General features: G+C 64.4%; 14 protein-coding genes. 7 read left to right on the top strand and 7 right to left on the bottom strand.

Features of this window, described 5'->3' with window-relative positions:
* The 3 genes from O2807_05165 to hemG all read left to right on the top strand — a co-directional run.
* Positions 1-265 (top strand): uroporphyrinogen decarboxylase (locus O2807_05165; GenBank protein ID MDA0999893.1); only part of this gene is annotated, 265 nt, incomplete at its 5' end.
* On the top strand, positions 265-1,233 hold the full coding sequence (gene hemH / locus O2807_05160; GenBank protein MDA0999892.1) for a ferrochelatase: 969 nt from the start codon (positions 265-267) through the stop codon (positions 1,231-1,233). The genes O2807_05165 and hemH, both read left to right, overlap by 1 nt.
* Complete coding sequence (gene hemG / locus O2807_05155) at positions 1,230-2,669, top strand: protoporphyrinogen oxidase (protein ID MDA0999891.1); 1,440 nt, start codon at positions 1,230-1,232, stop codon at positions 2,667-2,669. Before hemH ends, hemG begins: the two co-directional genes overlap by 4 nt.
* 4 nt (positions 2,670-2,673) lie before the next feature.
* Here the strand turns inward: hemG and O2807_05150 are convergent, their stop codons facing one another.
* Positions 2,674-3,903, bottom strand: coding sequence for a TIGR04053 family radical SAM/SPASM domain-containing protein (locus O2807_05150; protein MDA0999890.1), 1,230 nt, complete (start codon positions 3,901-3,903; stop codon positions 2,674-2,676).
* Positions 3,900-4,139: a hypothetical protein gene (locus O2807_05145; protein ID MDA0999889.1), complete on the bottom strand. Its 240-nt coding sequence runs from the start codon at positions 4,137-4,139 to the stop codon at positions 3,900-3,902. Before O2807_05145 ends, O2807_05150 begins: the two co-directional genes overlap by 4 nt.
* A 194-nt stretch (positions 4,140-4,333) precedes the next feature.
* On the opposite strand from O2807_05145, the gene O2807_05140 reads away from it, so the two are divergent.
* Positions 4,334-4,834: a hypothetical protein gene (locus O2807_05140; protein ID MDA0999888.1), complete on the top strand. Its 501-nt coding sequence runs from the start codon at positions 4,334-4,336 to the stop codon at positions 4,832-4,834.
* 34 nt (positions 4,835-4,868) lie between these two features.
* Here O2807_05140 and O2807_05135 read toward each other — a convergent pair whose 3' ends face one another.
* Genes O2807_05135 through O2807_05120 form a run of 4 tightly spaced genes read right to left on the bottom strand, consistent with a single transcriptional unit; the run spans position 4,869 to position 7,561 of the window.
* Positions 4,869-5,267, bottom strand: coding sequence for a DCC1-like thiol-disulfide oxidoreductase family protein (locus tag O2807_05135; GenBank protein MDA0999887.1), 399 nt, complete (start codon positions 5,265-5,267; stop codon positions 4,869-4,871).
* The gene (locus tag O2807_05130) at positions 5,264-5,881 is read right to left on the bottom strand and encodes a 4Fe-4S dicluster domain-containing protein (protein MDA0999886.1); all 618 of its coding nucleotides are present in this window, start codon (positions 5,879-5,881) and stop codon (positions 5,264-5,266) included. The genes O2807_05135 and O2807_05130 overlap by 4 nt, the downstream gene beginning before the upstream one ends.
* Before the next feature lie 36 nt (positions 5,882-5,917).
* On the bottom strand, positions 5,918-6,760 hold the full coding sequence (locus tag O2807_05125; GenBank protein MDA0999885.1) for a fumarylacetoacetate hydrolase family protein: 843 nt from the start codon (positions 6,758-6,760) through the stop codon (positions 5,918-5,920).
* Between the two features lie 21 nt (positions 6,761-6,781).
* Positions 6,782-7,561, bottom strand: coding sequence for an aldolase/citrate lyase family protein (locus O2807_05120; GenBank protein MDA0999884.1), 780 nt, complete (start codon positions 7,559-7,561; stop codon positions 6,782-6,784).
* 357 nt (positions 7,562-7,918) lie between these two features.
* Here O2807_05120 and O2807_05115 point away from each other — a divergent pair, with 357 nt between their 5' ends.
* From O2807_05115 to O2807_05105, 3 genes are all read left to right on the top strand, one after another.
* Positions 7,919-9,037, top strand: a complete 1,119-nt coding sequence (locus O2807_05115) for a quinolinate synthase (protein ID MDA0999883.1) — start codon at positions 7,919-7,921, stop codon at positions 9,035-9,037.
* A gap of 23 nt (positions 9,038-9,060) precedes the next feature.
* Positions 9,061-9,948 carry a carboxylating nicotinate-nucleotide diphosphorylase gene (nadC, locus tag O2807_05110; protein MDA0999882.1) on the top strand — a complete coding sequence of 296 codons (888 nt, stop codon included), beginning with the start codon at positions 9,061-9,063 and terminating at the stop codon, positions 9,946-9,948.
* A gap of 197 nt (positions 9,949-10,145) precedes the next feature.
* On the top strand, positions 10,146-11,252 hold the full coding sequence (locus O2807_05105; protein MDA0999881.1) for a response regulator: 1,107 nt from the start codon (positions 10,146-10,148) through the stop codon (positions 11,250-11,252).
* A 126-nt stretch (positions 11,253-11,378) separates the two neighbouring features.
* On the opposite strand, the gene O2807_05100 is transcribed toward O2807_05105, so the two are convergent.
* Positions 11,379-11,702, bottom strand: coding sequence for a rhodanese-like domain-containing protein (locus O2807_05100; protein MDA0999880.1), 324 nt, complete (start codon positions 11,700-11,702; stop codon positions 11,379-11,381).
* Positions 11,703-12,059 lie beyond the last annotated feature (357 nt).

Genomic DNA, 12,059 nt, shown 5'->3' with positions numbered 1-12,059 from the left:
GGGCGGGGATGTCATCGGGCTCGACTGGCGGGTCCGCCTCGGGGAGGCCTGGGCGCAGGTGGGGGAGGCGGCGGTGCAGGGCAATCTCGATCCCTGCGTGCTGCTCGGCCCGCCGGAGTACATCCGGGAGCGGGCGGGAGAGGTGCTGCGCCAGGCGGCGGGGCGCCCCGGCCACATCTTCAACCTCGGGCACGGGGTTTTTCCCATGACCGAGGTGGATCGCGTCAAGATGCTGGTGAATTTCGTTCACGAATGGAGCGGCTGATGGCGCATGCATTCGACTCGGTGCTGATGATCGGCTTCGGCGGCCCCGCGCGGGGCTGCTGCCGGAAGTATGAGGAGTGCCCCGGCGAGGCTTTTTGTTTTGTGCACAATGTCGTAGGGGATCGGGCCGGGGGCGATGCGCGCATCCGCGAGGTCGCCGAACACTACGGCCACTTCGGCGGGGTTTCCCCCTACAGCTTTTTCTCCCAGAAGCAGGCGGGGGCGCTCGAAACCGCGCTTGAGCAGCGTCTCATCCATGTGCCGGTGTTCGTCGGCTACCGGTTCTGGACACCGTTCATCAAAGAGACGCTCGAGGAGATGCACCGGGCGGGGCGGCGCAAGGCGCTCGGCGTGATACTCGCCCCCCACCGCGCCAAGGTGAGTTGGGAAGCCTACCTCGGCGAGGTGCGCGCGGGCCGCGAGGCCCTGGGGGGGAATGCGCCCGAAGTGGATTTCCTCGAAATGTCCTGGTACGAGCATCCTGACTACATCGGGGCGACGGCGGGCCGGATAAGGGAGGCGGCCGGCCGCATGGGGGCCGAGCGATTCGAGCGGGCGCGGCTCATCTTCACGGCCCATTCGATTCCGGTTCCGATGGCCAACGCCTCCCCCTACGCGGCGCAGATCGCCGCCACGGCGGCCCGGGTGGCCGAGACGCTCGGCCGGGAGGTCTATGGGTTGGGCTATCAGAGCAGCCCGGATGTTCCTCCCGGCACCTGGCTTGAGCCCGATGTCATTGATGTGATCCAGGAAGCGGCGGCAGAGGGCGTGAAAGATGTCGTCCTCGTGCCCATCGGGTTCATCTGCGATCACGTCGAGGTGATTTTCGATCTGGACGTCGAGGCGAAGGAAGCCGCCGGGGAGTGCGGGATGGGTTACGAGCGGGCCGGAACCGTGGGGCTTCACCCGGAGTTCATCTCGATGCTCGCCGATCTCGTGGCCGCGCGGCATGCGGAGGGCGGCGGTTGAGCGCAGCGGCGGGCCGGAAAAAAGTTCTCGTCCTGGGCGGCGGCGTCACCGGTCTGACGGCGGCCTACCGCCTGCAAGAGACGGCCCGGGCGCGGAGCCTCCCGCTCGATGTCCTCCTCCTCGAGGGCTCCGGCCGCTTCGGCGGCAACATCGGGACGATCCGCGAGGCGGGCTGTGTGCTGGAAAAAGGCCCGGACTGTTTTCTCTCGGTCAAGCCCGAGGGGCTGGCGCTCTGCCGCGATCTGGGCCTCGAGGATCAGCTGATCGGCACCCGGGCGGAAAACCGGCGGAGCTTCGTCCTGCAAAACGGAAAACTGATGCCCGTCCCTGAGGGCTTCTATCTTCTCGCGCCGTCTTCTTTTCTTCCCTTCCTGACGACGCCCATTTTCAGCCTCGCCGGAAAGCTCCGCATGGGGATGGACTTGTTTCTTCCGCGCCGGAAAGAAACCGGGGACGAGGCGCTCGCGAGCTTCGTCCGGCGGAGGTTTGGGAAGGAAGCCCTCGTGCGGATGGCCCAGCCGATGATCGCCGGCATCTACTCGGCCGACCCCGAGGAGCTGAGCCTTGCGGCGACCATGCCGCAGTTTCTCGAGATGGAGCGCGATCACCGGAGCGTCATCCTTGCCCTGCGGCACAGGATGCGCGCGGCGGCGGGGCGCAAAAAAGAAGCCGGGGCGAGCGGGCCGCGCTATGGGCTTTTCATGTCCCTGATGGGCGGGATGGAGACCCTGATCGACGCGCTGCTCGAAAGGGTGCCCGAGGGGGCGCGGCGGCTGAATGCGCGCGCCGAGTCCTTGCGCCGCGAGGGGGCGCGCTGGCTTGTCGGGATCGAGGGAGGCGGCGAGGAGGCGGCGGACGCGGTGCTGATGGCGCTTCCCGCCACCGCGGCCGCGAAGCTGTTCGCGGCGCCCGCCCCGGCGCTGGTGCCGCACCTGGAGGCGATCGGCTACGGTTCGGTGGTCACGCTCAATCTGCTCTTCCGGAGAGCGCAGGTGGCCCATCCGCTCGATGCGATGGGTTTTGTGGTGCCCGCGGCCGAGGGGCGAACCCTGATGGCCTGTTCGTTCTCTAGTTCTAAATTCGAAGGGCGTGCCCCGGAGGGGAAGGTGCTCCTGCGCGCGTTCACGGGCGGCGCCCAGGGAGAGAAGGCGCTCTCTTTGCCCGACACCGAGGTCATCCGCGAGGTACTGCTCGAGCTGACCCCTCTGCTCGGACTCGAAGGAGAGCCCGAGCTGGCGGTGCTGGAGCGCTACGCAAGCGCGATGCCGCAGTACCGCGTCGGCCATATCGAGAGGATGAAGCAACTTGAAGAGGGGTTGGGTCTGCTGCCGGGCCTGACGGTGGCGGGCAGCGCGTACCACGGCGTGGGCGTGCCCGACTGCGCCGCGAGCGCCAAGAACGCGGTGGATCGGCTGCTCCACTATCTCGAAAGGTGATTTTTCAGCCGCGAAGGGCGGCCAGGACTTCCTCGCGGGTGAGGTTGCCCGCTTCGGCCTCGGGGCCGCGGTAGGTGTTCGATGCGCTTCTCTTGCCCCCCGGCCGCGGGGGCCGGTAGGTGCAGGAGATTTCGCTTCCCAGGTAGTCGCCGCCGGCCGCCCAGTCCCGCGAGCGCGAGCCGCCGCATACATCATTGAAATCGCAGTAGCCGCACTTTCCCTTGAAGCCCGCCGGATTGCGCAGTGCCCGGAAAATCTCTGAATCACGGTAGATTTCGATCAGGCTCTGCGTTTTCACGTTTCCCGCCGGAATGGGGAGAAAGCCGCTCGGCATGATAGCGCCCCGGTGGCTGATGAAGACGAAGCCCTGCCCGTCGTTCACCCCCTTGGCGGCGCGGCCCGGGACGGCGGTGAAGCCGGGCGCACCGAGCGGCCTGGCGGCGCCGTTTCCGTTGCCGTTTTGCATCCGCTCAAGGGCGGTGCGCTGCATCAGCACGCGGCGGTAGTGCTGGGCGGCGGTGGTCTTGATGTCGTAGGGCATCTCGCGCGCGAGATCGACGAGCTGGTGAAAAACCTCCTCATGATCCTTGGGGCTGATCATGTCGTGCTGCATCCCCCGGCCCACCGGAACGAGGAAGAAGACGCTCCACAGGGCGATGTCCTCCGCCGCGAGCAGCCTGGCGATGTCCTCGATGTGATTGCGGTTGAAGTGGGTGACGGTGGTGTTGATCTGCACCTCGAGGCCGATTTCGCGGGCGTAGCGCACGGAGTTCATCGTCCACTCGAAGCTGCCGTCCACCCCGCGGAAGCTGTCGTGGCTCTCGCGGTCGTGGCCATCGAGGCTGACGGCGAGGCGGACGAGGCCGGCCTCCTTCATCTGGGCGACGCGCTCGCGCGTCATCATGGCGGTTCCGGCCGGGGTCATCGTCATGCGCAGGCCGATGCCGGCGCCGTGGCGGATCAACTCGAAGATATCGGGCCGCTCGAGCGGGTCCCCGCCCGTGATGACGAAGAGGACCGGGCCGAATTTCCGTGTCTCTTCGAGGAGGACCTTTCCCTCCGCGGTGGTCAACTCCCCGATGTGCCGGCCGGGGCACGCCTCGGCGCGGCAGTGGCGGCAGGCGAGCGAGCAGGCCTGCGTCACCTCCCAGATGACGAGAAAGGGAGAGCGATCAAAGTCCATCGCCGCGAAATCGGGCTTGCGGGCGGGAGAGGTGGCGATGGGCGGGGTCATTTCACTCCTCCAGAGACGGCGGCTTTTTTCCCGTTCGTGAAGATGCCCTCCCGCCCTCCGGTCAGCGAGGGGGTCCCCTGAATCTGGTAGTAGGGGCAGCCCCGGAACTCCCCGAAGCAGTAGCGCGCCACCATGTCCCGGGGGCGCCTGCTCATTATGGCGGAGTCGGTGTCGAAACAGCGCACCTCCTCCTGCGGGGTTTCGTCCTTGAACGGGCAGCTGGCGAAAAAGTACATGCGTGAATCCCTCCGGGGCGTGTTGGGCCCCTAATACCGGATAATGTAGTCCTTTATTTAGGAGATCGCAACGCCGGAGAGAAAAAAAGAGCGCCGGCTTCGATTTTCCTGCATCCTGGGGCTTCCGGCGATTGAACGCGGGACTGCCTGTCCGCTATATCTTTTCCCCCTTTTTAGAGGGAGAATGCTTTCCTATGTTTGATGATTTCGAGCACCGGGACGAATACAAGCGCATCGTGGAGGGGATCCAGATCCTGCGGCGCCCCTATACGGGGATCATCGCCGGCTATCATGAGCTGGCCTACCATATCCTCGGCCCCGAGGCCGAAGCGCAGGCCGGTTCGGTCCACATCTCGGGCCAGCTGATGGTCTCCCCCAAGCTCGTCTGGTCCCCCACGCAGGTCCAAAAGACTTTTGGAGAACTCTTTTCCGAGCGCGAGCTGATGGACTCCGATCTCGTGGGCCGGGTGTTCGCTTTCCCCAACGTCGTGTCGGGGCATTTCAACGTCGAAAACGATCGGCTGAAGGTCGTTCACCACGAACTGAGCCCCGACCGGATCGTCGAGAAAGTGCTCGATGATCTCGATCGGCGCGAAGTCACCGACGCGGGTGTTGTCCGTACCTCGAATATCCGCTACTACCCCATCGCGGTTCAGCGCTTCATCCGCGAGATTCTGGGCGAGGAATTTACCTAGCCCCTTTACCTGTGGTTTCACACACCATCGAAATTCAGGACACGGAAGAGTCTTCTTCTCGCGCGGAGAAGAAACGGCCGAGGAGCGATCGGTTCTTCGCGGCGAGCCGATAGAGCGCCTCCACCATCCACACGAGGGGCGGAAGGGAGAGCGTAGCCGCCGTCTTGCGCCAGCCGAGGAGCGAGAGCGTGCCCAGTACCGCCCTTCCGGCCGAGCGCATCTCGCCCCCGGGAAGAAGAAGGTGCACCGCCTTCGCGCAGGCGGTCCGGAGGGCATCCGTCATCGGGGGAGAGGGAGACTCCTGGTAGGGCAGGGCGTGTATCGCGCCCGAGAGGTCCCGTGCCTCGACCCACCTGACGCACCATCTGCAGAAGCCGCACGCGCCATCCCAGAGGAGAAACGCCTTGTCGGGAGGCGGTGCAGAGATTTTCAAAGCCCGGCGTAGGGAATGACGCGGATGGCGCCCGGATAGACCGGGCAGTGGAACTCGCACACCCCGCATCCGACGCAGCCGTCCTTCACGACGGGGCCGGTCTTCCCCTCCCAGCTCTCGATGCGGATGGCCGTGGCTCCGATCGGGCAGCGATCCACGCAGAAGCGGCAATCTTCATCCTGCCCCAGGATGGCGAGGCACTCGTCCGGGTGCACTTCGGCGCGTCCCATGCGGATCGACTCGCGGGGCACGAGGGTGAGGGCGCCGGTCGGGCAGGCCTTCATGCAGGCGAGCTCATCGCACACGACGCAGGGAGAGTCCGCCGCCCGGATGACGGGCTGGAGGGCGAAGGTGTCCTCGCCCTCGGTGCGGGGATACATGAGGATGGCCTCGGCCGGGCAGGCCCGGGCACAGTCGCCCGTGCCGGTGCAGATGGAGAGAAAATCCTTCTCGGGCGCCGCCCCCGGCGGGCGCAGCAGCGGGCCCTCGTTGAGATCATCGGGGGGGAAGCGCCGATTGTCCGACTCGCGCATTCCATCGAAAAAGGCCCGGAGAAAAGACTTTGGCCCCTCGGTGAAAAAATCCTTCCGGCCGATTTTCCGCTCCTGGTTCATTCTGCTCTCTCCGGAAGCGGCCCGGCGGCCTGCCTCCTAGGGCGCGACCACCCGGTTGCGCAGCACGCCGATGTTCTCGATCTCGCATTCGACCACATCACCCACCTTCAGCAGGCCCGGCGGGTCCATGGCGAAGCCGACGCCCTCGGGGGTGCCGGTGGCGATGAGATCGCCCGGCTTGAGGGAGAAGCCCTGCGAGAGGACCGAGACGACCGTCGCGATGTCGAAGATCATGTCGTTGGTGCTCGACTTCTGACGCGCCTCGCCGTTGACCCGGCTGGTGACGGCCAGGTTGTTCCCGTCACCGGTCTCATCCTTGGTGACGATCCAGGGGCCGAGGGGGCCGAACGTGTCGAGCGCCTTGCCCTTGAACCACTGGCCGTGCTTCACCTGCACGTCCCGGGCCGAGACCTCGTTCATGATGGTGTAGCCGTAGACATGGTCCATGGCCCTGTCCAGGGGAATGTTGGTTCCCCCTTTACCGATGACGATGACGAGTTCGCACTCGTAGTCGAGCTCCTTCGTCTCGTTGTGGTAGATGAGGCTGCCGTCCGGGCCGTTGTGCGAGCCCGGCCACTTGCAGAAGTAAACGGGGATTTCCGGATACACCCCGACCGGGCGGCCGCGCTTTCTGGCGCCCTCGTCGGCGTGTTTCTTGTAGTTGAGGCCGACCGCGATGACGGGCCGCTTGAGCTGGGCAATGGGAGCGAGGAGCTTGACCGAATCGAGCGGTTTCGCGCTGCCGCTGGTTTTGGGGGTACCGCCCGCGGCGATAACCGCGCAGGCGTCGCCCGTTTCGGGGATCACGTCCTCCACGCCCGCATCCGTCAGGACGGCAACGCGGGGGGCGCCCTCTGCCTGGTAAGTGAGAAGTTTCATGCTTCCTCCCGTCCGAAAAAACTAAGGTTGTAAGCTGCGAATGGTTTCGGTCTGCGCCTTGCCGCCCGACATCATGAAGCCGTGGTCGTTCCCGCAGAGGATGAACTTCATCCCTTGGGCGAGCCGCCGGCCGATGATCTCGGGGACGTAGACGCCGCCCATGCCGGGCGTCTTGCCGTGTTTCTTGCAGGCGCTGATGACCTGATCGTAGACGCGGTTCACCTGCGCATCCTCAAATTTTCCGGGAATTCCCATGCCGAGGCACAGATCGTTCGTTCCGATGAGGAGCACGTCAATGCCCTCGATCGCCGCGATGGCGCCGGCCGCATCGCCCGCCTCGGGGGTTTCGATCATGGCGACGAGAAGTGTCTCGCGGTTCAGGGCCTCGAGCATCTCGGGGCCGCGCGCCCCTTCATACTGGGTCTGGGGCGGGAGGCCGCCCGAGCTGCGCTTTCCCACGGGGGGGAAGAGGCCCTGCTCCACGAAGGCGCGGGCTTCTTCTGCACTGTTGACGTGAGGGAGGACGATGCCCTGGGCGCCGCCGTCGAGGGTCCGCGAGATCGAGTGTCCATCGAGGCCCGGCACGCGGACGATGGGGCTGATCCCCTGGCCGAGGGCCGAGATGGAGATCAGCGAAGCCTGATCGAGATCGAGCGTGCTGTGCTCGGTGTCGATGAAGAGCCAGTCGAAGCCGCAGGCCTTCATCGCCATGCCGATGTCCGCCGTGCGGGCGAGGCGCACCCCCGCGCCGAGGGTGATCTCTCCGCTTAAGCACTTTTTCTTGGTCTCGTTGGGCACCACAGCCAAGGCCGTTCTCCTCTGGAAATGAGAATAAAGAGAAGGGTTATCCATACTCCAGAACCGCCCGGGAGGGCAACCAAAGGGCGGGGACAGGGTATCCGGGGCACGGTTGCTATCTCCGGGAGACCTCCTAGATTTGAGAGCAGGAGGGGGTTTTAGGGCCGTATCGGAGGAGGGGTCCGAACCGGACTTGAGAAATCCCTGATATTTCGGAAGAATGCCCTACTCTCTGGCCGCCGACCGAGGAGAGAGTGAATTGTCCTTTGATTTCTGGGTTTTTGTGACCCCGTCTGCCTTGCGCTTTCGGGGGCGGGCCTGAATCCAGATGAAATTTCTCAAGAGAGGCATGAGATGGAGATGAGAACGCTTGAAGATATCGCCGCGGGCGACATCCTTCCCGCCCGGCAGGCGATCCTCCTGATGGACCAGGTGGACCTGGGACCGAATATCGAGCTCCCCGAGGTCCCGGCGGAGGCCGAGCCCGATGCGCTCTCGCCCGAGGAGCGCGATCAGCTGAAGGAGGAGATCCTGCGCCTCAAGAAAACGCGCAACGCCCTCATTCTCGCCCACAACTATGTCATTGGCGACATCCAGGACGTGGCTGACGCCGTGGGGGATTCGCTCTTCCTGGCGCGCACCGGCGCAGAATCGGATCAGGACGTGCTTGTCGAGCCGTCGGTCCTCTTCATGAACCAGATTCTCGCCGCGATGAAAAAGCCGCACCAGAAAGTGCTCGCCCCCTCGCTGGACGCCATGTGCTCCCTCGCCGCCCACGCGGACGTGGAAAAGGTCCGCGAGTGGAAGCGCGATCACCCCGAGGGCATCGTCATCAGCTACGTCAACACCTACATCGAGGTGAAGGCCGAGAGCGACTACTGTTGCGCCTCGGCCAACGCGGCCAAGGTACTGCTCCATGTGGTGGAACACTCCCGGCCCGATCAGCCGATCCTCTTCCTTCCGGACGTCTTTCTCGGCTTCTACGCCGCCAAGCTTCTCGAGAAGCACGGCCACTCGCTCGATAGGCTCTGGCTCATGATGGGCGCCTGCCATGTGCACGAGCGCATCCGCCCGCACCATGTCGAGGAGCAGCAGCGCCTCCACCCCGACGCCGCCACCATCGTGCATCCCGAGTGCGGCTGCACGAGCGCCTGCATGCGTCAGGTGTCCTCGGGTCTTGTTCCGGACGATCTGCTGCAGTTCCGCTCGACGCAGGGAATGGTCAAGCTCGTGAACGAAGTGCACCAGCAAACGATCATCATGGCCACCGAGGTGGGCAATCTTTATCCGATGTCCAAGGCGGCGCCCGGCAAGGAGCTCATCCCCGCGAGCCCCGAGGCTATTTGCACCTTCATGAAGCAGAACACGCTCCGCAACCTCCGCGACGCGCTCCGCGATCTGAAGTACGAGATAACGGTGGATCCCGCGATGAGCGCGCGCTCCAAGGTGCCCATCGAGCGGATGCTGGCCATCGTCTAGCCAAACGACGGGAGACCTCCCCAGTGGACCTCCGGGCCCGGGTGCGAGAATGGCTGCTCGATGACTTCGGCGGCGCCCCCCTTCATTCGGAACTTGAGAAAGAAGACCGCTGCGAGGCCGAGATTCGAGCCAAGTCGGAGGGTCTCCTCGCGGGAAGCCCCTTCCTGGCGCCCATCTTTGAAGAAACCCAGCGCCTGCTGGCGCTGGGGGCGCCGTCGCCGCCGGCGGAGATTCAGTGGGAAAAAGAAGACGGGGAGCGCTTCACGCGCGGCGAGCTTCTGGCCATCGTGAAGGGTCCGGCCACCGTCCTCCTCAAGGCCGAGCGCACGGCGCTGAACCTGCTTTCCTATATGTCCGAGATCGCCACGCACACGGCCATCGTTCACGCAGCGCTGGGAAATTTCCCGGAAGGATTCAAGGGGTTGATCGATACGCGGAAGGGAGGCCCCGGCCTTTCGTATTTTGAGAAATACGCCGTGCGCATCGGCGGGGGGAAAAACCACCGCCTCGGCATGTTCGACGGCGAGATGATCAAGGACAACGACATTGCCGCGGCGGGTTCGATCCCGGCGGCCATCGACGCCCGCTGGGGCCGCCGCTACATGGTGGATATCCAGATCGAGGTGCAATCCCTCGATCAGCTCGCACAGGTGCTCGGCGATGGCCGTGTGCACATGATTCTTCTCGACAACATGGACACGGCCACCCTCGCGGAGGCCGTCCGCCAGGCCCGCGAAAAGGGGAGCGCCGCCCGCAGCGGCAAGCCCTATATTCTCGAAGCCTCCGGCGTCCCTCCCGATCGTCTCGCCGAGGTGGCGGCCTCCGGGGTGGACTACATCTCGACGAGCGCTCTCGTCCGCTCGGCCCCGCCGCTCGATTTCCACATGAAGATCGTCCGCGCTTTTTCCTGAGCCATCCCTGAAATTCCCTGATTCCGGTGTTATTTCGCCCTGCAACATTCAAGTCTTCCGCTTGCTGTCCGATAGGAATGAAGAAGTAGTCCGGCAGCCATTAGCGCCAAGCAGATAGAAAACCGCATGGGGGGGGTGCGGTCGGGCCGTCTCCAGGCCCATTTCTCATCCATCAACCTGCGGGAGAAAATTTACTGATGACCGCCCCGAAAAGAATCCTCGTCGTTGACGACGACCACCGCACCCGCCAGGTGCTCCGCACCATGGTCGAGAACATGGGCCACCAGGTTGAGGAGGCCCGCGACGGCTTCGACGCACTGGCCCAGCTCCGGCTCGGGGTGGACCTTGTTTTGCTCGATATCGTCATGCCGGGGATTGACGGCTTCGAGGTCGTGCGCCAGATCCGGCAGGATCCGGAGACGAAGGAAATCCCCGTCATCATGGTGACCGCTCTCAGCGAGCGCGAGGACCGCATCCGCGCCATCCAGATGGGCGCCAACGACTTCATCTCCAAGCCGGTGGATATACTCGAACTGCAGTTGCGCACCTCCTTTCTCATCCAGATGAAAGAGGCGCAGGACGAGATCAAGCGAAACCGCATCGAGCTTGAAGAGCAGCTCGACCAGCGCACCGGCGCGCTCCGAAAGGCGGTGCAGGACATGGCCTCCGCCCAGCGGAAGGCGCACAGTGCCCACCTCGAGACAATCCAGCGCCTCGCCATCGCCGCCGAATACAAGGACAAGGACACCGCCGCCCACATCAAGCGGCTCGGCCACTACTGCGCTGCCATCGCCCGCCACGTCGGCCTTTCTCCGAACGAAATCGAGACGATCTTCCACGCGAGCCCGATGCACGATGTCGGCAAGCTGGGCATTCCCGACGATCAGCTGCTCAAGGCGGACAAGCTCGATCAGGACGAGTGGAAGATCATGAAGAAGCACACCATCATCGGGGCGCGCATCCTGGAGGGGTCGGGCTCGGAGCTGCTTCAGGCGGGCGAGGAGATTGCCCTTTCCCATCACGAGCGCTGGGACGGCTCGGGCTATCCCTTCGGCCGCGCCGGGGACGAGATTCCCGTCATGGGCCGCGTCTGCACGGTGGCCGATGTATTCGACGCCCTGACCAGCAAGCGTCCCTACAAGAAGGCCTTTTCCAACCGCGATACCTTTGAGCTCATGCGCGAGGGCCGGGGCACCCATTTCGACCCCCGGGTGCTCGACGCCTTCTTCGATCATCTGCCCGAGATGGAAGAGATACAGAAGAAATTCCGGGACGAGGCGGCTTTCTCCGAGATGGAGAAGTAGTACGATGATCGATTTTCTGGTGGTGTTTGTGCTCGCTTTTTGGACGATGGGCGCTTTTCAGGGGCTCCGCCGCCGTCTCACCGGCTGAACGCGCCCCCGCCGGCAATCCGTTTTCCCGGTTCTCCCTCAGTATCTTCCCACCGAAGGGTCCACCTCGCGCGCCCAGGCTTCGATGCCGCCGCGGAGGTTCATCACGTTCTCGAAATCACGGCCCCGCAGAAAGTGCGTCACCATAGCGCTCCGCTGTCCGAGATGGCAGATGACGACGATGGGGATTTCCTCATCGATCTCCACCGTGCGCGAGGGAACATCCTCCATCGGGATGTGCAGTGCGCCCTCGATGCGGGCGAGGGCGAGCTCTTCGGCCTCGCGCACATCGAGGAGGATCATCTCCTCTCCCGCATCGAGGCGGGCCTTGAGCGCAAGGGGGGCGATCTCGAAGGGGACCATGCGCGGCTCCTTGGGAAGATAACCGGAAACCCGAGCATAATGGTTTTCCGCGGCGGTTCAAGCCCCGCAAGCGTTGGCTTTCGGGGGATTGTCCTTGGTTTCCGGGCAAAAGAAAATCAGGTATGTTTCTTCAAAGTCAGCCCGGCATGTTGCGTTTTCTCCCGCGTCCTCCTGCGGGAATTTTCGGCCCCTGTCCCTTCGGACAGCGATAGAAGGAGAATGCTTTGAAGCGTTTGTGCGTAGCTGCGGCCTTGCTGTTTTTCACCGGTATCTTTCTTTTGTCCTGGAACAGACCCGCCGGGGCGGAAACGCTTCTTGAGCGCGGCACCTATCTCATGAAGGGCATCGTGGCCTGCG

Source organism: bacterium (genome assembly GCA_027622355.1).
GTDB lineage: Bacteria > UBA8248 > UBA8248 > UBA8248 > UBA8248 > JAQBZT01.
This window is presented reverse-complemented; position numbering and strand designations above follow the sequence as displayed.